19 protein-coding genes are annotated in these 23,280 nt (G+C 40.6%); 13 read left to right on the forward strand and 6 right to left on the reverse strand.

Annotation, left to right across the window (positions count from 1 at the left end; translation table 11 throughout):
• Positions 1-103: 103 nt before the first annotated feature.
• The 5 genes from A6K76_RS08125 to A6K76_RS08145 form a co-directional block, all read right to left on the reverse strand.
• Positions 104-877 (reverse strand): alpha/beta fold hydrolase, encoded by a 774-nt coding sequence (locus A6K76_RS08125; protein WP_066463920.1) that lies wholly within the window; start codon positions 875-877, stop codon positions 104-106.
• Positions 878-1,017: 140 nt separating this feature from the next.
• Positions 1,018-1,704 carry an ABC transporter permease gene (locus A6K76_RS08130; protein ID WP_066463922.1) on the reverse strand — a complete coding sequence of 229 codons (687 nt, stop codon included), beginning with the start codon at positions 1,702-1,704 and terminating at the stop codon, positions 1,018-1,020.
• A complete protein-coding gene (locus A6K76_RS08135) occupies positions 1,704-2,618 on the reverse strand; it encodes an osmoprotectant ABC transporter substrate-binding protein (RefSeq protein ID WP_066463924.1) in 915 nt (304 codons plus the stop codon). The genes A6K76_RS08130 and A6K76_RS08135 overlap by 1 nt, the downstream gene beginning before the upstream one ends.
• A gap of 11 nt (positions 2,619-2,629) precedes the next feature.
• The gene (locus A6K76_RS08140; RefSeq protein ID WP_066463925.1) at positions 2,630-3,265 is read right to left on the reverse strand and encodes an ABC transporter permease; all 636 of its coding nucleotides are present in this window, start codon (positions 3,263-3,265) and stop codon (positions 2,630-2,632) included.
• A complete protein-coding gene (locus A6K76_RS08145) occupies positions 3,262-4,443 on the reverse strand; it encodes a betaine/proline/choline family ABC transporter ATP-binding protein (protein ID WP_083995340.1) in 1,182 nt (393 codons plus the stop codon). The genes A6K76_RS08140 and A6K76_RS08145 overlap by 4 nt, the downstream gene beginning before the upstream one ends.
• Positions 4,444-5,050: 607 nt before the next feature.
• Here A6K76_RS08145 and A6K76_RS08150 point away from each other — a divergent pair.
• The 8 genes from A6K76_RS08150 (at position 5,051) to A6K76_RS08185 (ending at position 13,001) form a co-directional block, all read left to right on the forward strand.
• Positions 5,051-5,584, forward strand: a complete 534-nt coding sequence (locus A6K76_RS08150; RefSeq protein ID WP_139108668.1) for a pentapeptide repeat-containing protein — start codon at positions 5,051-5,053, stop codon at positions 5,582-5,584.
• Positions 5,585-5,890: 306 nt separating this feature from the next.
• On the forward strand, positions 5,891-6,625 hold the full coding sequence (locus tag A6K76_RS08155) for a GntR family transcriptional regulator (protein WP_066463931.1): 735 nt from the start codon (positions 5,891-5,893) through the stop codon (positions 6,623-6,625).
• Complete coding sequence (locus A6K76_RS08160; RefSeq protein WP_066463933.1) at positions 6,622-7,746, forward strand: iron-containing alcohol dehydrogenase; 1,125 nt, start codon at positions 6,622-6,624, stop codon at positions 7,744-7,746. The genes A6K76_RS08155 and A6K76_RS08160 overlap by 4 nt, the downstream gene beginning before the upstream one ends.
• A 13-nt stretch (positions 7,747-7,759) precedes the next feature.
• The gene (locus tag A6K76_RS08165; RefSeq protein ID WP_066463934.1) at positions 7,760-9,502 is read left to right on the forward strand and encodes a thiamine pyrophosphate-binding protein; all 1,743 of its coding nucleotides are present in this window, start codon (positions 7,760-7,762) and stop codon (positions 9,500-9,502) included.
• A gap of 3 nt (positions 9,503-9,505) precedes the next feature.
• Positions 9,506-10,432 (forward strand): bile acid:sodium symporter family protein, encoded by a 927-nt coding sequence (locus tag A6K76_RS08170; RefSeq protein ID WP_066463935.1) that lies wholly within the window; start codon positions 9,506-9,508, stop codon positions 10,430-10,432.
• A complete protein-coding gene (locus A6K76_RS08175) occupies positions 10,429-11,379 on the forward strand; it encodes an SDR family oxidoreductase (protein WP_066463936.1) in 951 nt (316 codons plus the stop codon). The genes A6K76_RS08170 and A6K76_RS08175 overlap by 4 nt, the downstream gene beginning before the upstream one ends.
• A gap of 140 nt (positions 11,380-11,519) precedes the next feature.
• Entirely contained in the window at positions 11,520-11,861 is a 342-nt protein-coding gene (locus tag A6K76_RS08180; protein WP_066463940.1) for a hypothetical protein, read from the forward strand.
• 75 nt (positions 11,862-11,936) lie between these two features.
• Positions 11,937-13,001: a helix-turn-helix transcriptional regulator gene (locus A6K76_RS08185; RefSeq protein ID WP_066463942.1), complete on the forward strand. Its 1,065-nt coding sequence runs from the start codon at positions 11,937-11,939 to the stop codon at positions 12,999-13,001.
• Positions 13,002-13,009: 8 nt separating this feature from the next.
• Here A6K76_RS08185 and A6K76_RS08190 read toward each other — a convergent pair whose 3' ends face one another.
• Positions 13,010-13,198, reverse strand: coding sequence for an antitoxin VbhA family protein (locus A6K76_RS08190; RefSeq protein ID WP_066463944.1), 189 nt, complete (start codon positions 13,196-13,198; stop codon positions 13,010-13,012).
• Between the two features lie 227 nt (positions 13,199-13,425).
• On the opposite strand from A6K76_RS08190, the gene A6K76_RS08195 reads away from it, so the two are divergent.
• The 5 genes from A6K76_RS08195 (at position 13,426) to A6K76_RS08215 (ending at position 23,264) form a co-directional block, all read left to right on the forward strand.
• Positions 13,426-14,907, forward strand: coding sequence for a competence protein CoiA family protein (locus A6K76_RS08195; RefSeq protein WP_066463946.1), 1,482 nt, complete (start codon positions 13,426-13,428; stop codon positions 14,905-14,907).
• 12 nt (positions 14,908-14,919) lie between these two features.
• A complete protein-coding gene (locus A6K76_RS08200; protein ID WP_066463948.1) occupies positions 14,920-16,683 on the forward strand; it encodes a hypothetical protein in 1,764 nt (587 codons plus the stop codon).
• A gap of 170 nt (positions 16,684-16,853) precedes the next feature.
• A complete protein-coding gene (locus tag A6K76_RS08205; RefSeq protein WP_066463950.1) occupies positions 16,854-17,051 on the forward strand; it encodes a hypothetical protein in 198 nt (65 codons plus the stop codon).
• A 2-nt stretch (positions 17,052-17,053) separates the two neighbouring features.
• The gene (locus A6K76_RS08210; protein WP_066463960.1) at positions 17,054-17,980 is read left to right on the forward strand and encodes a hypothetical protein; all 927 of its coding nucleotides are present in this window, start codon (positions 17,054-17,056) and stop codon (positions 17,978-17,980) included.
• Positions 17,964-23,264, forward strand: coding sequence for a DEAD/DEAH box helicase (locus A6K76_RS08215; RefSeq protein WP_066463964.1), 5,301 nt, complete (start codon positions 17,964-17,966; stop codon positions 23,262-23,264). The genes A6K76_RS08210 and A6K76_RS08215 overlap by 17 nt, the downstream gene beginning before the upstream one ends.
• Positions 23,265-23,280 lie beyond the last annotated feature (16 nt).

Genomic DNA, 23,280 nt, shown 5'->3' on the forward strand with positions numbered 1-23,280 from the left:
CAAATATGCTCCTTTCATCGTACAGTATATTTTGAGCATAACATGTACTAATAAAAAATGTCACTAAAATGTTTTATTTTAGTGACATTTGTGACATTTGGTTTCATAATGCGACTTTATGCAAAAACGATAGCGAGCGTTCGTTAAACAGCTGTGGCTGATCGACGTTGCATACGTGCCCGCTTTGTTCCAAGATGATTAAGTCGCTTTTTGGCTGGCTGCGCACAATTTCTTTCACCGATTCAAGGAACATGTAATCTTCATCGCCCATAATGTAGAGCGTCGGAATTCGGGTGTCGCGCTCGTTGAACATAAGCAGCCGCTTCGTCACCGAGTTCGTGAGCGACAGCCAGCGTAAAAATTCGCGCTGCTGCACCTTTTTTGCCTCCTCGACAAAGAGCGAGCGCGATTGTTCATGCACTTTTTTCGGCATTAAAATCCACGCGAAGAAGCGGTAAAGCAGCATGTACGGGACGAAGCGCTTCAAGCTGTTGGCGATCGACAATAAAACGTTTAAGCGCGGCGTAATGCGAATGACCGCTCCTGCTAAAATCATGCTTTGAATGCGCTCTGGATGCTCCTCAGCTAGCTGACGAATTAAAATGGTGCCGAGTGAGATGCCGACGAAATGTGCTTTGTCGATGCCCTCGTGATCGAGAACGTCTAAAATATCTTTGCTGACAAGCTCGAATGTGTAGCGGTGTGGATTATGTATAAACTTCGATGAACCGTGGCCACGTAAATCGACGACGAGGACGTTAAATTGTTTGCGGTATGCGCGAATTTGACGATACCAAATGCTAGAGCTGCCACCCGCACCGTGTACGAGGACGACCCATTCTTGATGGTGCTGGCTATAAATTTTGTAATGTAGCAAATTGCATCCCCCTTTTACGAATAATGATTGCCTCTTCTTTTCATACCTTTATTTTTGTATGATAAAACGTGTTTCATCGCATTTGTGAAACGAAAAGAAACTGCATGCCGTTTGCGTGGCGTGCAGTTTCTTTGGATGCGTTAAATCATTTTTTCGAGGCGCTGCTGTTTTTTTTGCGGGTCGAAACGTCGCTCGAGCCAGCCGAGTATGACGTCGACAATGACCGCCATGAGCGCTGTCGGAATGGCGCCGGCTAAAATAATGGCCGTGCCGTCTGTTGCGTTCGTGCCGCGAATAATGATGTCACCTAAGCCACCTGCGCCGATGAACGCCCCGATTGCCGTAATGCCGATTGCGACGACAAGGGCGATGCGAATGCCAGTAATGATGATCGATAGTGATAGCGGCAGCTCAATCATGTACAGCACTTGCTTTCGTGTCATGCCCATGCCACGCCCTGCATCGGTTAAGCTTTTATCAATTGACAAAATGCCGGTATACGTATTTTTAATAATCGGTAAGAGCGAATATAAAAAGACGGTAACAATGACGGTCGTTTTGCCAAGACCGAACACGAGCATAAGCATGGCCATGAGCGCGAGCGCCGGAATCGTTTGAATAATGTTCGCGAGTGCCATAACGGGTGTTGCTAGCTTGCTCGTTTTGGCAATGAAAATACCGAGTGGAATGCCGATCAGTGCGGCGAGCAATACACCGTATACTGAAATGAAAAAGTGCGACATAAATTGTTCAAGCACGTACATGCCATTTTCGCGGAAGTAGTATGTAAACTGCTCCCACGTACTCAATTTTGATAAATCTTCCATCATTGATCACCTACTTCTTCACTAAAGTAATTGTGCTCGATTAAAAAGTTTTCCGCTACGACAGCAGGTTCCATTAAGTTGTTATCAGATAAGTAGTTGAGCTCCTGCATTTTTTCAGTCGAAATTTTGCCGACGAGCAGCGACATAATCGGTTTTATGTGCGGCTTTGCTTCAAGCAGCTCGTTTGTCGCCATCATGCTCGCGTCATACGGTGGGAAGAAGTTTAAATCGTCCTCGAGCACCGTCAAATCGTATGAAGCGATGCGTCCGTCCGTCGTATAGCCGAGCACGACATCGACTTCACCTGCTTGCACGGCGTCATACACTAAGCCGATTTGCATCGGGTATGTGCGCTTAAAATCAAATGCATACGCTTCTGTAAATGCTTTATAGCCATCGCCTTCGCGGTTCATCCACGACGTATCAACGCCAGCTTGCAATGTCGACGCAATGCTTTGTAAGTCGCTAATTTTAGTTAAGTTATGCTTTTGTGCCATTTCCTTTGACACCATGAACGCGTACGTGTTTTCAAAGCCGTATGAGTCAAAAAACGTTTGGTTAAAGCGTTCGTTAAATGCTTTTTGTACGAAGGCGAGCGTTTCGACCGAGTCCTTCATCGGCGCTTCTTGCAACGGCCCGGTTAAATCAGTGCCGGTGTAACGCAGTGCTGAAATGTTCGCATCGCCGTTGATCATCGCCTGATGCAGCACCATGCTTGAGCCGAGGTTGTTAATGAGCTCCACTTCCTCATCTGTATAATATTCAATTAAATATTTCAGCATGTAGCTCAAAATTTGTGATTCAGTCGTCACGATATTGGCAATGACAATGTTGTCGGTGTTGCTTTCCTGTGAGCTCGAGCAACCAGCGAAACAAAGCACGGTCGCCATAAGCAGTAAAAAAATACGTTTCATTATTCCTCACCTCATTTTTCAACGAGCAAGCCTTTAGGCGTTACCCATTTTTCGACTTTCGATAATAAAAAATCGGTTAACAATGCGAGTACAGTTACGAGAATCGCACCACCGACGATGAAATCTGTTTGATATAAGTTGAGCCCGTTGAAAATAAAGTCACCGAGACCACCTGCACCGATGTATGAGGCGAGTGTTGCCCATGCGATGACGTAGACGGCAGATAAACGAATGCCTGCCATTATAATCGGGATAGCAAGTGGTATTTCAATCATGCGAATTGCTTGGAACGTCGTCATGCCCATACTTTGACCAGCACGAACTAAATCTTGATTGACCGAGCGCATACCGGCAAACGTGTTATTGAGAATTGGAAGTAACGTATAAATAAAAAGGGCGACGATGGCAGGTACTTTGCCGACGCCTAAAAAAGGAATCATGAGTGCTAAAATGGCGAGTGATGGTAACGTTTGAAAGACGCTCGTAATGGCGAGTACAATTTTGGCAAGCGTTGTCGTTTTTGATAGTGCGATGCCAAGTGGAATGGCAACGATTGCACCTAAAAATAGCGCGATAATCGAAATGTAAAAGTGCTCCCACGTTTTTAATAAAATCGCATCTGTATTTTGTGTGAAAAAATCAATCATCGCGTCTCCTCCTCGATTGGAGATGCGCTATTTGTAAGCAATGCGTCCGTTGCTTCAAGTGGTTCATCACCCCAAATCGTGTCGTAAATCGTATCGACAATGTTGGCACGTGTAATTAAGCCGACGAGTTTGCTGTCGTGGTCGACGACGGGAATGTTTTGGAGGTTGCGCTTTAAAATACGGCGCACAGTATCTTGTAGTTTCGTGCCGGTTTTGACGTAAATGACTTCGTTGTTCATCGCCTCAGCAATTGTGTCGTGCTGTCGTTTCGGTCCGGTAAAGCTATCGACGTTTAAGTAGCCGAGTAAATGATCGTTTGCGTCCACGACAAATAGCGTATCGACACGCTTTTTCACCATGAGACGTAACGCATCGTCTAAGCTTTTTTCAATCGTAATGGCAATTGGCTGAATCATTACTTCATCTACTGTTTTGACGCTCGGTTTTTGCTGAATGAGGCGGTGTGAACCTAAAAAATCGCGCACGAAATCGGTAGCGGGGTTCGCTAAAATGTTATCGGGGGTATCAAATTGCACAACTTTTCCTTCGTGCATAATGCAAATGCGGTCGGCAAGCTTGATCGCTTCGTCCATATCGTGCGTTACGAAAATAACCGTTTTGCCGAGGCGCACTTGTAAATCTTTCATTAAATCTTGGAGCGTATCGCGCGTAATCGGGTCGAGTGCACCGAACGGCTCGTCCATTAAAATGATGTCTTGGTTCGCAGCGAGTGCGCGCAGTACACCGATGCGTTGCTGCTGCCCACCCGAAAGCTGTGCAGGGTACATATCTAAATACGACTCAGGTAAGTTAACGAGCTCAATGAGACGCTTTGCCGTTTCGTCCTTTTGCGGCTTGTCCCATTTTAATAGCTTTGGCACGAGCGTAATGTTGTCGCGAATCGTCATATGTGGCATAAGTCCAATTTGCTGAATGACGTAGCCAATTTGTCGACGTAGCTGCACCGCATTCATTTTTGATAAATCGTTACCATCTAATGTGATTGTGCCACTCGTTGGCTCGACCATGCGATTGATCATGCGCAGCGCTGTCGTTTTACCGCTGCCGCTCGTGCCGATAAAGGCGATGAACTCTCCTTTTTCAATCGTCAGCGTCATATGATCGACAGCTTTTTTGCCTCCTCGATATGTTTTCGTTAATTGTTCAATGGATAGCATACAGTAACCTCCTTTTTTCATCAAAAATCGTTGTTTTCTGTTCATGTTGCTCCAGAAAATTATATACGTATAATAATCGAAAGCATACGTCTTAGTTAGCGTCACTTTCTCTTAAAGAACGACGCTACTTTTATTATTATAAAATAAGTGTATTAATATGTAAAATTCGTGCTTTTTCGAGCGAATTTTACATTGTGGGAAAATGGTAGCTAAACGTTGTCACGACGGAGTTTGAGCAGCTTTTGAAAGAAGGAAGCGGAAGCGCCGATTTTAGAAAAATAATCGCTCCTCGATAACAGAAGGTGATTGAAATTTATAATGTGAACGCGGCTCGAAATAAGAGGGAAAAGCGTGAGTGAGAGACTACAGGTTCGAGCTTTTCCCAAAGGAGTCTCGCCGCACGCTTCCTGCCACTACAAAATAGCAATAATTCTCATTTTGCTGTTTAAAACAAGCGATTCAGCTGTATAAAAGTGGCGTATCAACAGACCTGATATAATAGCTGTAAACATCGCGTAAGGAGGACTGCTTTATCGAATCGTTTACATTTAACGCGTTACAACAGCAGACAGATATTGTACAAGACGTCATCATTGTACGTGAAACGGTGACCGCGGAGACGCTACAGCAAAAGATGGCAATTGGGATTGTATTTGAGCGCTGTCATTTCGTTGACTGTACGTTTTCACATATTGATTTTACCGATGCATCGTTTTTACATTGTGATTTATCGAACTGTACGTTTTCCAACAGCTTGCTTTACCGGACGGCGTTTACGAATTGCAAAATGGTCGGCACGAAATTTGTTGGCATGACGTTAACGGCGACGAGCTTTGTCGATTGCTTGATGGAGCGTGCGGCGTTTGAAGAAAGCGTGTGGAAGCATGTTACATATCAGGCGAGCACGTTGACGAACAGTGATTGGTATGCGGTGAAGCACGATCACTTGCTCATCGATCGGTGCGAATTAACGGACGCACGCTTTGAGGAGACGACGTTGAACGGGGTAGACATCTCGACGTCGCAATTTTCGGCGCTGCACATTTCAAAGGACGATGTAGAAGGCTGCATCATTCATGCTGAGCAGGCGCCGATTTTGTTAGCGATCTGCGGCATTCGACTGAAAGAAGCGGTCGATTAAGCGTGCGTGCGTGAAAAAAATTTATTACCGTTTAGCGTGAATTATTGCATTTATTTTTAAAATGTAGTTGACGCATTGGTTTTGAATGCTTTATGCTCAATATAGTTGATTGGATGACCAAAGACTGCTTTTCTCATTTTTGATAATGGAGAATGGCGGTCTTTTTTTATCGTATCGCGCCATATTATTTCATCATATTAATTCTGAAAATTCTAAAATATGATTGCTAAGTAGTATGGGCGCGGGCTATAATCAAGCCATCGAACAATAACTGGTACGGACGTTACGACGTTCGGACAAAAGGGGATGGTTGAAATCGTTAGCTTCGATAATCCAATGCCATTGCATATTCAACTAAAGGATGTACTCATACGTGAAATTCAAGCGCAAAAGTACGAGGACAAAATTCCGAGTGAACGCGAGCTAATGGCGCGATTTTCGGTAAGCCGTTCGACGGTGCGAGAAGCGGTCAATCATCTCGTACAAGAAGGTGTGCTGCAAAAAAAGCACGGCAAAGGCACGTTTTTAACGCAGGCGAAAACGGTGCATGATTGGCTCGATACGCTCAATAGTTTTAGCGACACGGTGAAGCGTCTCGGCATGATCCCAGGGGCGCATTTGCTAGAGGCGAAAGCGATTGCGCATGACGACGCACCGACGACTGTGTTCGGTGAGGAGCCGCTTTATATGATTGCGCGGCTGCGAACGGCGAATGATGCGGCAATCGCGATTGAGCGTCATTATTACAAGCAAGGATTAGGAGAACAAATTGCGGCATTTGATTTGGAGACGGCGACGATTTATGACGTCATCGAGCAGGAGTTACATATCGCGATGCATGAGGCGGACCAAGTGATTTGTTGTAAGCCGATTGATGACGGCGATGCTAAACGGCTCCACATTACGCCGGGGACGAACGTGCTATGCATTGAGCGCACGATTTTTGGTGAACACGGCGAAGTGATCGAGTACTACGAAAGCTTGTTTCACCCAGTGCATTATTCGTTACGATTAAAAACAAAAAGGGGCAGTAAAAGATGATGTTAATGAATTTACCACAAAGTTTGCTATATGGAGCGCACACATTGTATGAGCTACCGACGCAGCTGCAACGGCTACACGTTGAAAAGCCGATTATTATGTATAGTGGCAGTGCGGTGAATGATTGCCTCAACTGGCTGCGCGACACGTTTTCGGGCGCGACGTTTTTTGAAATGCCAAAAGGAGAACCGACGTTAAGCATGTTAGACGATGCGGTGCAAGCAATTCAACAACGAGGCAATGATAGCGTCGTCGCAATTGGTGGAGGAAGTGCAATCGACTTAGCGAAAGCAGCTGCAGCGGTTGTGTACGATCAAGAGCGCGATTTCATGTCGTTTCAGCAGCTGCAAACGTTTCGCCGTCTGCCGCTCATTGCGATTCCGACGACAGCAGGAACAGGGGCAGAGGCGACGCGCATTACGGTCATTATTGATGAGGAGCGCGGCATGAAGCTAAATCCTGCGCACCCTGATTTCATTCCAGACATTGCGATTTTAGACCCGGAGCTAACGGTGTCGATGCCTGCGCACATTACCGCGTTTACGGCACTTGATGCATTAACGCACGCCATTGAAGCGTATGTGGCGACGAATGCGACGGTGTTAAGCGATGTATTTGCGCTACAGGCGATGCCGCTTATTACCGCAAACATTGAAACTGCGGTGAATGAGCCGATGAACTTAGTAGCGCGTGAGCAATTAATGCTCGGTAGCTTTTATGCAGGAATTGCGATTTCAAATGCGACGACGAACTTAGCGCATGCGACGGGGCGTGTGCTCGGGGCGACGTATCATTTACCGCACGGACAAAGTGTCGCACTGACGCACCCGTTCGTCGTCGAGCGAGGGCTTGAAGCGGCAAGCGAGCGTTACGATCACGTCGCAAAGGCAATGGGACTAGCAACACGTGAGGACATTGCACCGTATTTACGTACGCTAAACGACAAGCTTCATGTGTGGAAAAGTGCGACAAGCTTAGCGAATGTACTCGATGATGATGCGATTGCACATATGACAGCGCTCGTTGCAACCGGCAATGGCTTACTTACAAACAGATGGGACGTAACAAAAGACGATATTGCAGACGTATTTGTGAAGTTAAAGGAACGTTTACAACAATAAGGGGGCTAACGGTATGATGATGACAGGCGGAGAAGTAGTTGCGAAAATGCTCGCAGTTGAAGGGGTAAAAAATGTTTTCGGTATTATTGACGGCACGTATTTTGGGTTTTATTCGAATTTGCAAAAGCACGGCATTCGCTTAATTTCACCGCGCCACGAAACGAGTGCAGCACATATGGCAGGCGCGTATGCACGCACATCGAATCGTCTCGGCGTTTGTATGGCGAGTAACGGACCAGGTGTAGCGAACATTTTACCAGGGCTCGTTGTAGAGGAAGCAGAAGGAAACCGCGTGCTATGCATTACGAGCTCGCGCCGCACAGGCATTATGTATCCAGACCGCGGTGGCACGTACCAATGCTTTGACCAAGTGAGCACAATTGGCGCATTTGCAAAGTCGAGCGAGGCGGTGCCATCATTTGACCGCATTCCTGAAATGCTTCGTCGTGCGCTGCGCAAATGTTTCGAAGGACGTCCAGGCGTTGTGCATTTAGACATTCCAGAAAACATTATGAACACGAAAGTTAAATGCGACATTTCGTTTTGGGAGCCGTCACAATACCGCATGATGGAGCACCCGAAAGCGTCGGAGTATCAAGTGCAACGAGCGCTTGAGCTACTGCGCGGCGCAACGTTCCCGCTCATTCATGCAGGAAGCGGCGTATTGCATTCAGGCGCGAAGCCAGAGCTAGCAGAAGTTGCTGAAAAGCTACAGGCGATGGTGACGACGAGCTGGGCAGGACGCGGTGCAATGGATGAAAGCAATCCGCTCATGATGCCGATGATTCATATCGAAGCAAACAACAACGTGCGAAATGACGCAGACGTTGTGCTCATTCTCGGCTCGCGCGTTGGGGAAACGGATTGGTGGGGGAAAGCGCCGTACTGGAACGCCAATCAAACAGTCATTCAAGTTGATTTAGATCCGAACAATTTAGGGGCAAATAAGCCATCATCATTACTCGTACAGTCAGATATTAAGTTTTTCCTACAGCAGCTACTACAAGAGCTAGCAAACGATGCACCACGAAACGATCCGCATCGCCAGCAGCTCATTCAAAAGCATAATGCAACACGCGCGGAGCATCGTAAAAAGCTCGATGAACATTTAAGCGATCAAGGAAGCCCAATCAACCCTGCACAAGTGCCGACACTTGCGCAAAAAGTAATGCCAAAACATACGCCGCTCGTAATGGACGGGGGGAACACAGTCATTTGGTCAAACTTCTACTACGAGGTGAGCGATCAAATGCCGCTTCTATCGACGTTTAAATTCGGCATGCTCGGTGCAGGCGTTGGACAAGCGCTCGGTGTTGCCGTCGCGCGTCCGAACACGCCCGTATTATGCATTATCGGTGACGGGGCAATGGGCTTCCATCCGCAAGAAATCGAAACGGCTATTCGCAACAACTTGCACGTCATTTATGTCGTCATGTGCGATAAGCAATGGGGCATGGTGAAGATGAATCAGCACTTTGCACTTCGCCCGCTAAAGACGATGCTCAAAAAAACGCTTGACCCACACGAAAGCATTAACGCAGACTTAGGCGAAATTCGCTTTGACTTAGTTGCTGAGGCGATGGGCGCGCACGGTGAATACGTGAAAAACCCTGCTGAGCTTGAAGCAGCGTATGAGCGCGCGTTAGCAGCCGGTAAATGTGCGGTCATTCACGCGGAAGTAGACCCCGTGAAACATATGTGGGCTCCAGGTTTACGTTACTTCAAAGATATGCATGCGGAGCCGAAAGGAAAATAATGTATGGGAATAGACCAAATTCAAATTAATTTTAGTGAAAGTGCATTAACGATGATGAACGTCGTAATCGCCTTTATTATGTTTGGTGTAGCACTTGATTTACGCGCCAGCGACTTCAAGCGCTCGCTGAAAACACCAAAGCCCGTACTCATTGGCTTATTATGTCAGTTTTTAGTGCTGCCAGCGATTACGTTCGTACTTGTATTAATTGTGCAGCCACACCCAAGCATTGCGCTCGGCTTATTTTTAGTCGCCGCATGTCCAGGAGGTAATTTATCAAACTTTTTAACGCATTTAGCAAAAGGCAACACGCCGCTATCAATCAGCATGTCTGCCGTATCAACCGTGCTTGCGATTGTGATGACGCCGCTGAACACGCTATTTTGGGCATCGATGTACGGCCCAACGAAGGATATGATGACGTCATTTAGCATTAACGCGCTCGACATGTTCACGACGATTTTCTTCATGCTCGGCTTGCCGCTTATACTCGGCATGTACGTGCGCTACAAAATGCCAAAAGTAGCAGCGCGCATTAATCGCATGATGATGAAAGTGTCGATCGTTGTGTTTTTAGTGTTCGTTGTCATTATGCTTGCGAATAACTTTAGCGTCTTCTCTGAAAACATCGGGCAAATTCTCGGTGTCGTCGTATTACAAAATGCATTGGCGTTTATTTTTGGCTATATTTTAGCGCGCCTTGCACGAGTGAGCGTTCGCGACCGACGTGCCATTACGATCGAGACAGGCATTCAAAATTCAGGGCTTGGGCTCATTTTAATTTTCAACTTCTTCGGTGGTGCAGGTGGCATGGCAATTGTCGCAGCGTTTTGGGGCGTATGGCATATTGTCTCAGGCTTAACGCTTGCAACAATTTGGGCGAAAAATCCACCACCTAACGTAGAAGAAACAGGAGAGATGCACATATGAACGTAGTCATTACAGGAGCGGCGGGCTATTTAGGGCAGCAGCTGACGAACTATTTATTGCACGAAACGAATCATACAGTCATTGCCGCAGACATTCGCGACACCTCGCCGTTTGAAGCACATGAGCGCCTTTTATACGAGCAGCTCGACGTCCGTTCAAATGAAGCGGCAGCACTGTTTCAAAAGCATGAAGTGGAAGTTGTCGTTCATTTAGCGTCCATCGTCACACCAGGCAAAAAAAGCAACCGCGAGTTCGAATATTCAGTTGACGTACTCGGCACAGAAAATATGTTAAACGCATGCATCGAAGCAAACGTACGCCGTATTATCGTATCATCAAGTGGCGCGTCGTACGGCTATCACGCGGACAATCCGGCATGGCTCAAGGAAACGGACGCCATTCGCGGAAACGAAGCATTTGCGTACTCGCATCATAAGCGCTTAGTCGAGGAAATGCTTGCGACGTATCGCCAAAAGCAACCACAGCTAGAGCAAACGATTTTTCGCATCGGGACGATTTTAGGCGAAAACGTGCGCAACCAAATTACGAACTTGTTCGAGCAACAATATTTAATCGGTATTCACGGCTCAGACAGTCCGTTCGTCTTCATTTGGGATCAAGACGTCGTGCGCTGTTTCGCCAAAGCAATCGACAGCGACAAAACGGGCATTTACAACGTTGCAGGCGACGGCGCACTCACAGTCGATCAGCTCGGCACGCTATTAAATAAGCGCGTCATTAAAATTCCAGCTGCCGTCGTTTCATCGGCGCTGTTCGTACTAAAGCGCTTGCAGCTAACGCAGTACGGCGAGGAGCAAGTCGATTTCTTGCGCTACCGTCCCGTGCTAAGCAACGACAAGTTAAAAAACGATTTCGGCTACATACCGCAAAAAACATCGCTTGAAGTGTTTGAGCATTATATGTGGAGTCGGATGAAGGAGAAGTAAATAGGAAAAAACGAGGGCGCAGGTGATTGCGTGCCTCGTTTTTTTATGAAAATAATCGAATATTTTTTCGTGATGCGCCCAAAATGACACATACGAGTTGGTATTCTAAATGTAGAAGCAGACGAAAGGAGCTATGCTATATGACGAACATTACGCCTGAACAATTGTATGAATACGGTCGCACCGAGAAAAAGGAATTCTTAAAACGATGGGGTTACTGGCCATGCTCGATTGCGGAATACAACGACGTGTCGCTCTACTGCGTGAAATTGTACTTCCAACAACGCTCGACGAAAGAAATTGTGAAGTTGTTAAAGGAGCAGTTCGATGCGGATTACGAAATTAACGACATTGAAAACAGCTATGTGCACTTGCATTGCTTGTATGAACGTGAAGATATGGGTGGACAGCTTTCACTGGATCTGAAGCTGGCGACGCTATTAAATCGTTATGAAACGTGTGAAGTTCACTGGCTTGGGTAACAGATGGCGTTAATTAGCAGCGATGTTAATTAACGCTTTTCTTTTGGGTATACATAGACGAAGGAGGAACGACGAATGACACTACACGAACGCGTTTTACTGCTAGATGTGTTGGATATTTTGAAAAAGCATTCAAACGAGCAGCACACGTTTACGCAAAAGCAAGTAATCGACAAACTACAAGAAGACGAGCATTATGAGTTTGTGCAGCGAAAGACGGTGAAGCATGCGTTACAAAAGCTGCGAGACTATGGCTTTGTTGACGCAAAAGCATATTCGCGCAATGTGAAAAATCAACAAACGGGCGAAATCGAGGAAATTACGGTATACCGAGATTATTATTACAAGCCGCCATTTTCTGAACAGGAGCTGCATTTACTCATCGATGGCATTTTGTTTTCGAAACATGCGACATATAGTATGAAGCAAGCGCTCATTGAAAAGCTAGAAAATTTAACGAGCGAGCATTTCAAATCGCGCAAAAGCTATATGATTGCCGACGATGGTATCGGATTAACAGATGCGCAACTATTTCAAAATATACGCAAGCTAAATGAGGCAATGAGCGCGTCCAAAAAAGTCGCATTTTCGTACAATCGTTACGTCGTTAATGCGCGCTATGAACTGTTGTTTGAGCAAGAGAAAACACGTGACGGGCAAGTGAGGCAGTACGTTATCAATCCGTATCAAATGGTGGCGACGAACGGACGGTATTACGTCATTTGCAATAACGACCGCTTCGATAACCTATCGTATTACCGCATCGATCGCATGTCGCATATCGTCGTACAGGAAGAAGCGGTAAAGCCAATTAAGACGCTTCCAGGTTATGAAAAAGGCTTGCACATGCCCGAGCATATGCAGCAGCACCTATATTTATTTTCAGGCGAGCTCATTACGGCGTCGATTCGATTTCAAAAGAAGCGATTAACGGAATTCGTCGACTGGTTTGGCACAACACAGCCGTACTTTTCCAACCAAACGACCGACGACATTACTGCAACGATTCGCGTCAATTACAACGCGCTTCGCAAATGGGCGCTGCAGTATGGCCTATACTTCCGCGTCATCGAGCCCGCGCAGCTTGTTGAGGATATAAAGGCGGATATTGAGCAAGTGTGGGGGAATTATTTTCAGTAGGGATGGATTTATGATTTCGACGCTTTCGTATAGTGCTGAATAATTGCTTGTTTTAATTCACGTGAAGTTATTTGACAATCTTCATATTGCTTCAACAAATGTTGTGTAAATTCAGTTAGCTTTCCACCATTTATTGCCGCAATTGCAATGGCAGATTGAGTTTGTTTGCGGCGATCTAGTTGTGAACAATTTTTCATAAGGTGTCTCCTTTCATAAAAATTAACGATGTTTTTCATCATCGTATCATAAAAGGGAATGTCTATATATTGGGCATTCTCTTTTGTCGTGCATTCTCTGTGCTTTCTTTTTTATGTTTTAAATAGAAGTTATTTGGAAGTATCATGATTTGTTTTGTCTAGTGGTTAAAATCTTATTTGTAGTTTAATATATAATTAATGTTAAATATTTGTAATGGGGTGATTAAATGGATGTTGCCTATTCTGCAAATTATCGACTGATTACGGCGAGAGAGGCGATAAAAGGCAGAAAATATTTTTGTATAGTCTGCAATAATGACGTCATTTTTTGTCATGGAGAAAAAAGAATACCTTATTTTAAACATACACATAATAATCCAGGCGAAATTGATTGTGAATTTTATTCTAAAAGTGTTAGTGCAAATTCTATTTATGAAGATGAGTTTTCAGCTCGTCAAAAAATACGTTTAGCAATAGAAAGATTAGATGACGAATACCAATTTAAATTGATATTTCCATTAATAAAATCACAGTATTTAAAAAACCAACTGAAAAATTCATATTTTTCGTATCGATGTAAAGAAGTTGATGACTTCGATTTAAATGTAGTTCACCTTTTACCTTCAAGAAAAAGAAATGATGTAATAGTCCCGTTACTAGATTCTTATAGTATATCTTCTACAAATGATCGTTTTGAAAAGTACTGGGGATTAAATAATAGTGGTAAATATAATCCGTTTGAAGATGGAGCAATCATTTTCAAGGAAATTCATGGTCAACATATTAGTATTCCGTATCGTAACATTCTTCTTTCGGGTAAATTTTTTATTGTTTCAAAAAAAAAGTTACAATCCATACATGAAGATTTAGAAGTAATAAATATTACTGCAATGAGCTCTTTTCACATATATGAGCTTATTATGCCAGTTTCATTTAACGACGATCTTCAGCGATGGTTCACAGTTTATTTAAACTACACACTTCAATCAGCTACATGTCATCTAGATATTATTTCTCCTCTAGATTTCAAAAAGATAGGAACAACTATATATTTGACAACTTCTCACAGTACATGGCAATTAACGAATATTGGAGAAAGATTTTTGAATCAGCGGTTAATCATTGTAGATTCAAAAAATCATCGTCAAATGTTACAAGTTTCAGATGAGCAATTAATCGAGCTCAATTTAAATGAAGGTAGCGATTATGAAATGTATTTAGATCAAGAAGTATCAGAAATATACACAATTAGACAATTACCTGAAATTGAATATAAACAAATATCTATAGGGAATATATTTGTTAACGGTGAAAATATATTATTTCATAAACAACAGTTAGAAGCGGCACAAGTAAATATTAATTCAGAACTGGATTTATTAATTCATTCTGATTTTGGAATGTATTATAGATTGGGTACGAGCTTCTCGAGAAATTTACTTGCGCCGATGCGAATTGATGTGCCAAGAGTTTGGAGCTTAGAAGTAATAAATTATAAATTAGAAAGTAGAGATAGTGTTGTGGAACAAATTTTTCATGTTTATGAACGGCAACATTTGTACCAAAAGATAATAGTTGATGTGAAATATGTGAGCCAGCTTCTTGAGCTAGTAAGTACAAGTAAATTTCAATATAAAGATAAGCTACTATTTCTCATTAGAAAAATGGGTGTACGAGTACCGAGAGAGATTCCAAAAATAATGAAATGATGAGGTGTTCGAATGATAGCGTTAGTGAAGTTATATGAAAAACTTAAAACTAGAGATGGTATTGTGCGTGAAGTTGCAGGAGCACAACCCTATGCCATATATGAGAATGGTATTTTAAATCAACCAGAAGGTGAAATATCTGAGGTTTTTCCTAATAACGGGAAGGTTTTTGTTCATGAATCATTTGAAGCACCTAAAATAGATACATTTAAATTATTCGAATTGATTGAATCTACTACGTTTGATAAAAGTAGAGCAACATCGATGAAATACATATTAGGTAAGGAAATTTATAACGTTAATTTGTTAGAAGTATTAGATTTAGATGAAACCATTACAACAGATAAGGCATTAATTGTAGATAAATTGACGAAAGGTATTTATATTCCTTTTAGCGTGAGTTCAGCTATACTTTTTCGAACAGCTGATGATTTTTTAATAGGACCGATTCAAATGGAGTTTATCGATGGATTATACATGATGAAAGATTCAACTTTAAATTTCGTACCATATTATCAGCAGGAAATAGATATTATATCGATTTTAGATGGATATAAAAATCAAGAACGATTATTTAGTACGAATCAATTAGTAGAGCAAAATATTATTGGTTGGGTTGATGTTGCCAATGAGCAACGGGTGATTAGTGATGCTTTAAAACAACTTAAAGACAATATGGAATTAGGTGAGCTATCTCGAAAAATGATTCTACGATTAAAAGAATGGTACGGTTCGGGACGAGCTCGAGAGCCTCATCTTCAAGAACGCTTACATAGAGCGATTTATATGTTCGAAAGTAATACGTTATCAGCTGAAGTCGTTGATCAATTTTCAAAGCTAATATTAGATTTAGAATTGACACAAGAAATTATTCATAATGAAACAAAAAAAGCTTTTGAAAATGAATATGATACTTTTCTAAAGAAACATGAAAAGCTAATAAAAGAATGTGAGCGTCGCAAACAAGAATTACAAACTATTGAAGAACGCTACTCTCAAATTGCTCAAGCTTTAGAAATCGTACAAAGTAGTTATATATCGCTAGAACAAAATATACAGTCAAAAATTGAGAAGTTACACCAAAATTTTTCAGATGTGTATGCGGAGCAGTTAGCTTTAAATGCATTTCCAAATATGCAATCATCTAATATTGTATCGAAAGTCAATAATATGAATGGCTATATACAATTCCAATCTACTGTGGGGCAGAGGCTGTATGATTTTTCGACGTTTTCTGAAACGTTGAATAATAATCTATCTTGCTTTAAAGGGAGCGATGATCAGCGTGTATTAGCATCTATAGTCAATGCAGCAGTTCTATTAGAAGAACCTATTATCATTTATGGAGAGCATTGTTTTGAATTAGCGCAATGTATTGCAAAAACGATTAGTTGTGAGCAAACAATCTCCATTATTCCAGAAATTGATCGATTTTCATTAGATGAACTGCATCATCAATACACAAATTATTCGAGTGTTGATGACGTGAAGTCAATAATTATCCATAATCCACATACGACGGAAGGGTTATATAGCTTGCCATCGTATTTTAAACATAATAAATGGATAGACGCGGAATTAGTACCGAATTTAATCATCATAACAATAGATTCTTTAGAGGATGCAAAAATATTTCTTGACCAAATAGTACATAAACCACTAATTAATTCAGCTGATTACATATCTCGATTTACTAATAAACGAACGATTCGATCACTTCAAGCTGCACAGACGGCGTTAGATCTTTTTAAAAATTATGATGTATATAGACGGTGAATGTATTTTAGCGTTTTGTTCGTCGGCTCTCCACATCGAGGCAGGCTTTCCGCGGGCGTGGCTCGAGCCTGTAGTCTCTCGCTCACGCTTTTCCCGCAGGAGTCCGCCTCTTGTTTCGAGCCTCGTTCACATTCTAAATTTCAATCACCTTGTATATAGAAGAATATTCTGTGAGTATTCGAAGAAGTTTTAGAGAATGGATTGAAGATAATGAAGATGAAGACAAGTCAATTCCTTATCAATTAGTTGAATGGTTGAATTTATTAAATATCTTTTTGGAAGATGAAATATTGTACAAAGCTTCATACACGCTATTTAAAAATTCTCTTTCGAATAAAGATGAACATGGCTATGGAGTAGGTGTGTAATCGTGACAGAGTATTTACTTATACAGGAAAGAATAAATTACTATAGCTGCTATACGAAGCGGTTAATGAATGGATTTTGCGAAGAACTTCAGACAAATAAAATACATTTTAAACGACTTACTTCTGTAATTGAACGGTTATTAATGAATGAAGACAGATTATTTCTAAATTTTTTAGAAGATGAGAAACGATCTGCGTCTTATAAAATACTAGAATATTTGAATGCACAAGGAGAAATTTTAAGTGTAGGAAAAGGTTATTATTCATTACCACCTGAAAGAAACATTATTTTACCAGATAATCAAAGTGTTGTAATTAGCTCGTTAAAAATGAATTCAAATAAAGTTGGAATAGGGCGTTTAACTGAAACTCAGGAAGCTATTTCGTTAAAGTACAATCAGTATGTTTATTTACCAAGTTTCCAACAAGTTATTCAGTATTTTGTACAGCAGTTAACCGATCATCATGATGTTGAACCGACAGAAATTATTCAATTTACGGAGCGAGGATCGTTTAAACTAAATAATTTGAAACAACTTAAAGATAAGGAATACTATATTTTAGTATTTGAGAGATCGATAGGTTCTCAAATAAAAAGAGAAAGATATTTTGCACAATGGAAAGAGAAAAAATGGTTCGTGGCTGAAATAAAAAATGGATTGCTATTACGCACAAGAATGGCTTTAAGAAGTCGAAAAGGGCTTTATTCTACGTATTATTTTTCAGCGCATTCCTCAGGGTTTATTGAGGTGAATTTACAATATTCTTTGCCAAAGGAAGAAGATATTTTAATGCGTTTAATTGCTACACCAAAAGAAAATAAATGGACGAAAAAGTACTTAACAGCAGAAAATCAAATTGAAAATATTCGAGCAATTTTATCTCATTGCGAATTAAAGGAAGTGAAAGAAAATGCAATATACAATTAATTATGTAACGCAGCGATTACATCGAAAGTTAGCGGAATATATTGAAACACAATATCCAATTAGTGAACCGAGCGTTCAAAAAAAGCGTACAGAGTTATTGTACAAATCAGGAACTTTATGTACCGAGCCATATATCGAAGCAACACCAGTTTATGAGCCTGGCGATACGTATGAAAAGATGAACATTCCGAATAATGCAAAGAAATTAATGAATGAACTGGCTAAATTGAATCCACCAGTAGGTATTTTTCCGAAGCCATATTTACATCAGCAAAAGGCAATGGAGTCTTTTTTAAGTGACCATAACGATTTAATTATTTCAACAGGTACAGGTTCAGGGAAAACGGAATCCTTTTTGCACCCAACGTTGAATATGCTTTATGAAGAAGCAACTAGCAGTCCTGAAACATTTAAGCAACGTGCTGTTCGTGCTTTAATTCTTTATCCAATGAATGCACTTGTAAGTGACCAAATGACACGTTTAAGAAAGCTATTTGGTGATGAACGAGTGAAGAAAAAGTTTCAGGACGCTACGGGTAGACCGGCGCAATTTGGTATGTATACGTCTCGCACACCGTATGCTGGGGAACATTCGACTAAAAAGGATAAGTATCAATTAGACTCGATACTTAATTATTATATTGACTTAGAAGAACAAAAGCCTGATAAAGCACAAGAAATGAAAGAACGAGGTAAATGGTTAGCGAAAGATTTACGAGCGTTTAAAAATTCAAAGGTTAAAAGAAATGCTCGCTACAAAGGTTTAGTAACGGATGCGGAACTGTTTACCCGTCATGAGATGCAAGAGTCAGCACCTGATATACTCGTAACAAACTATTCTATGCTTGAGTATATGTTAATGCGTCCGATTGAACGTAATATTTGGGAACAGACGAAGCAATGGCTATCACAAAGCAAAGATAATTACTTTTTATTAATTTTAGATGAAGCTCATATGTATAGAGGAACGGGTGGCGCAGAAGTAGCGTTACTGATTCGTCGTTTACAATCAAGGCTTGGTATTGATCGTGACCAAATGAAATGCATTTTAACTTCAGCAAGTTTAGGAAAAGAAAATGACGATGAAGCACCAATTCGATTCGCCGAACAATTAACAGGTAAGCCTGAATCGCGTAAGTTTAAATTAATTCGAGGAACTAAAGAAGTACGTCCACCTGCAAGAACAGCAGATTTCTTAGAAATTCAAAATCTAGCTTCTATCGATAGTGAACAGTTTATTAAATACCGCACAAATTATGAGGAAAGCATGGAGCATATGATTCCATTTTTTGAGCAAATGAAATGGGAGAAAGTACCGAATGATTCAGCACAATTCCCTAGTTATTTATATAAACAGTTAGATGGATATGGACCATTAGAAAAAATTATCGAGAAAATTAGTGGTCAAGCTACGTCTTTGAATGAAATTGTCGAGCTAGTATGTCCAAACATTGAACCAATAATAGCTGAAAAAGCCGTAAGTAACTTATTGCTTTTAGCCAATGCGTCAAATTTAAATGGACGTGTGCTGTTGCCTGCACGTGTACATATTTTCTTTAGAGGTTTATCAGGCATTTTTTCTTGTATAAACCCAGCATGTACTCAGTGTGGGGAAGAAGGTTTGTTAGGGAAAATATATGACGATTATCGTGTGACTTGTGATTGTGGATCACGAGTATTTGAAATTATGACACATCGTTATTGCGGATCTATTTTTATTAAGGCGTATATTCAGGAAGGAGCAGTTTACCCGACATATTTATGGAATGAAAGTGGTCATGGGATTGTAGGTGAAAAATTAAAGGAAATTCATTATTTGATTGAACGCCCACATGAAAAGGCACTTGAAAGAAAGAAGATTGCCCCTTTATGGTTACATATTGAGACAGGCTTCATTCAAGATACACCACCAATGGAAAATTCACATGAATATATTCAAGTTTTTGAATCTACTGAAAAAACGTCGAACAAGAAATCTAGAAGAAGATATTCAAATGCGCGTTCATTTGAAAAGTGCCCATGTTGTTTACGCAGTGCGCGATTTAATATTCGAGATTTAAAAATTAAAGGTGAGCAGCCATTTGCTAACTTAATTCGGGAACAATTTAACATTCAGCCGCCTGTTGAGGGCAAAACTGAAAATATTAACGAAGGTAGAAAAGTATTGATTTTCTCTGATGGGCGACAAAAGGCAGCACGTTTAGCACGTGATATTCCGAATGAAGTAGAGAAAGATGCGATTCGTCAGTTAATTTTAAAAGCAGCGTATGAATTGGAGAAAAATCGTGTTCGATCGACAATTGGACGTGAGCTTTATCCAACTATTTTACACATATTACACGAACATCGCTTACAGTTATTTTCTCAAATGCAGCGTAAAGATGTGACAGCTGATATTAAAAATTATGTTAAAAATTTTTATGAAAAGAAATTGAAAGACGTTGAATTTGATGAAATGACCATGTCGATGCGTGAAGAGTTTAAACTACGAATGTTAGAAGTTATTGCAGCACCTGGTTACTCGGTTTATGAGACGACAACAGGTATAGTTGTTCCTGCGAATATGCGTAGAATGTATCGTGATGAGACAATTAAGGAGCTAATAAGTGAGGAAGATTTAGAAAGAGTAACTATTTTGTTTATTAAAGAGCTATTAGAAAAAACTTCAATTGATATTACATTAGATGTATTTGATCGACGTGAGATTTTCGGGATGTATCGTGATGAAGATGATTTCGGTGAAACGACGACTTCTCTTTCTAAAAAGTTTCGTGAAATGCTAGAGAAATTTGTGGGGGAAACGAATGTCGAATACACTATTACACACTTATTTGAGCAGCTGTGTAGAAGTAAAAATGAAAAATATTATTTGGATTTAGATAAGTTGAAAATAAAAGACGGCATTCATCATACTTGGTATAAGTGTACATCGTGCAAGCAAATTCATGCTGTAACAGTAAATGATGCATGTCCGAGCTGTGATGCTGTAACAATTGAAATATTAGAGCCTACGAGCGAAGTGTTAAAGGCTGAAAAAGGCTACTGGCGAACACCGGTTGAAGAGATTTTAATTGGCGAGAAAATTACGAATGTTTCAGTAGAAGAGCATACGGCACAATTATCTCAAAAAGACCCAAGCATTGCATTAGCAACGACTGAACAATATGAAATGGCATTCCAAGATATTGTATTGGAAGATAGTTTAGGCATTGTTGATATTTTAAGCTGCACAACGACAATGGAAGTAGGAATTGATATTGGCTCATTAACTGCGGTCGGTATGCGTAATATTCCACCGCAGCGCGAAAATTATCAGCAGCGTGCAGGTCGTGCAGGACGAAGAGGTTCTTCATTATCAACAGTTATTACGTATGCGCAAGATGGACCACATGATCATTATTATTTTAAAAATCCAGAATTAATTATTAGTGGAGATACGCGTGAAGCGCACATTTACATTACGAACAAAAAAATAATATACCGTCATATTAATGCATTATTAATTCAAACGTATTTCCATCAATATGGTCTTGATGGAGAACTGGCGACTAGCAATATTATTGATTCTTTAGGGAGTACGATAGACTTCTTCAACAGTTCTTCAATGTTCAATTTAGACAATTTTGGTGAATGGCTAGAAAAGCAATTAAAATCAAAATTCAAGCAATATCCTGAAGTGTTTAATATTATTCCAGTAGAAGCGTATGAGACGGAAGATGAAAAGTGGTCAATTATTGAAATAGCGACAAAAAGTCTAAAGAAAGATTTATTAGATGCTTTTAAAGATATTGAAGAAAATTTAACTAAATATAGTGATTTTACTTTAGAAGAGGATACTAGTGATTTTAAGGAAAAACATCCTGACGAAATGTTATTGAACTTTTTATTTAATCATAGCTTTTTACCAACATACGCGTTTCCACGAGACTTGACTAGCCTTTACATTCAAGGAAGAGATAGAAATAGTAAAATCATTATTGAACAGCGCCCACAGCTTGAATTGAATCGCGCGTTAGGTGAATATGCACCTGGGAGACAAGTTGTTGTTAATAAAAAAACATATCGTATTGGTGGGATATATAATCCATTCTCAAAAAATCCTGAATTGCCTGCGAAGGATTTGAATTTAAAAGAACATTACGTTGCTACATGTACAAAATGTAACTTTACAAAATTGTCTACTAAAGAGGAGAGTAAATGTCCAAACTGTAAAGAGCAATTAAATGTTATGCCGTATGTACGTCCAACTGGATTTTCTCCAGAACGTGGTCGAGAAGTTCGAAAAGGGGATTTAGCGCAGGAGTATAGCTTTGCGAGTACACCTCAATTTCCAGTTCCAAACGAAGAGCAGCAATTTATATTCGAGCCTTTAAATGAGTTACGTTATATTCAATTTGTGCATCGTGAAAATGAAAAGTTAATTGTCATGAATCGAGGCGTTGATGATTATAGTGGTTTTTATATGTGTGAGGATTGTGGATACATTAAGCCAATCTTAGGGAAAAAAGAAGATTTTTCAAAGCCGCATGAAAAACCGTTTCAACTGGACAGAGGGGCTAATTTTACATGCAAAGGCTATTTAGAAAAAATTTATTTAGGTAATAGTTTTACGAGCGATTTACTTTTAATTCGTTTAAGCATGACAGACGAATTAGATTATAATGCAAGTAAATCGTGGTTACATGACGCACTATTAACACTTGGTGAAGGCATTGTATTAGCAGCTAGTCGAGTATTAGATATTGATGCGCAAGAATTATCGGTAGGATATCGAATTGTTCATAATGAGGAGTTAGGTCATTATGTAGATCTATATTTATTTGATAATTTATCAGGTGGTGCTGGTTATTCGTATGTTGCAGGAAAACGCATTGAGGAAATTATTAAGGAAACTTTTAATGTGTTAAACAGCTGTATGAATGACTGTGAATCTTCATGTTATAAATGTCTGCGAAATTATCAAAATCAAATGAAGCACGAGCGTTTAAATCGAATGCTAGGCTTGGAGTTGCTAACGTACTTAGATAGTGGTGAGTTGCCAACCTATACATTGGAACAACAAATAAGCTATTTAAAATTAGTAAAAGCGGCATATGATTTACATCAGGGCATAAATTACACTGACCTAAAAGTAGAAAATGAAAAAGCATATCTTCAATTGCAGAATGGTAAGCAAATTGCAATGAAAAATAATATTGAAAAAAGGTGCAATGATGGAATAAGAGCTTATTATTCGCCATATGAAATCAAATTTGATTTACCAAATGTATGTGAACTGAAATAGAAAATCATATGTATAT

This window comes from Caryophanon latum, from assembly GCF_001700325.1.
Classification (GTDB): domain Bacteria; phylum Bacillota; class Bacilli; order Bacillales_A; family Planococcaceae; genus Caryophanon; species Caryophanon latum.

Excerpts from the sequence above, each read along its gene's own strand:
- A6K76_RS08130 (WP_066463922.1), bottom strand. The coding sequence starts at position 1,704 with ATGGAAGATTTATCAAAATTGAGTACGTGGGAGCAGTTTACATACTAC.
- A6K76_RS08135 (WP_066463924.1), bottom strand. The coding sequence starts at position 2,618 with ATGAAACGTATTTTTTTACTGCTTATGGCGACCGTGCTTTGTTTCGCT.
- A6K76_RS08140 (WP_066463925.1), bottom strand. The coding sequence starts at position 3,265 with ATGATTGATTTTTTCACACAAAATACAGATGCGATTTTATTAAAAACG.
- A6K76_RS08145 (WP_083995340.1), bottom strand. The coding sequence starts at position 4,443 with ATGCTATCCATTGAACAATTAACGAAAACATATCGAGGAGGCAAAAAA.
- A6K76_RS08155 (WP_066463931.1), top strand. The coding sequence starts at position 5,891 with ATGGTTGAAATCGTTAGCTTCGATAATCCAATGCCATTGCATATTCAA.
- A6K76_RS08160 (WP_066463933.1), top strand. The coding sequence starts at position 6,622 with ATGATGTTAATGAATTTACCACAAAGTTTGCTATATGGAGCGCACACA.
- A6K76_RS08165 (WP_066463934.1), top strand. The coding sequence starts at position 7,760 with ATGATGATGACAGGCGGAGAAGTAGTTGCGAAAATGCTCGCAGTTGAA.
- A6K76_RS08170 (WP_066463935.1), top strand. The coding sequence starts at position 9,506 with ATGGGAATAGACCAAATTCAAATTAATTTTAGTGAAAGTGCATTAACG.
- A6K76_RS08175 (WP_066463936.1), top strand. The coding sequence starts at position 10,429 with ATGAACGTAGTCATTACAGGAGCGGCGGGCTATTTAGGGCAGCAGCTG.
- A6K76_RS08180 (WP_066463940.1), top strand. The coding sequence starts at position 11,520 with ATGACGAACATTACGCCTGAACAATTGTATGAATACGGTCGCACCGAG.
- A6K76_RS08185 (WP_066463942.1), top strand. The coding sequence starts at position 11,937 with ATGACACTACACGAACGCGTTTTACTGCTAGATGTGTTGGATATTTTG.
- A6K76_RS08190 (WP_066463944.1), bottom strand. The coding sequence starts at position 13,198 with ATGAAAAATTGTTCACAACTAGATCGCCGCAAACAAACTCAATCTGCC.
- A6K76_RS08195 (WP_066463946.1), top strand. The coding sequence starts at position 13,426 with ATGGATGTTGCCTATTCTGCAAATTATCGACTGATTACGGCGAGAGAG.
- A6K76_RS08200 (WP_066463948.1), top strand. The coding sequence starts at position 14,920 with ATGATAGCGTTAGTGAAGTTATATGAAAAACTTAAAACTAGAGATGGT.
- A6K76_RS08215 (WP_066463964.1), top strand. The coding sequence starts at position 17,964 with ATGCAATATACAATTAATTATGTAACGCAGCGATTACATCGAAAGTTA.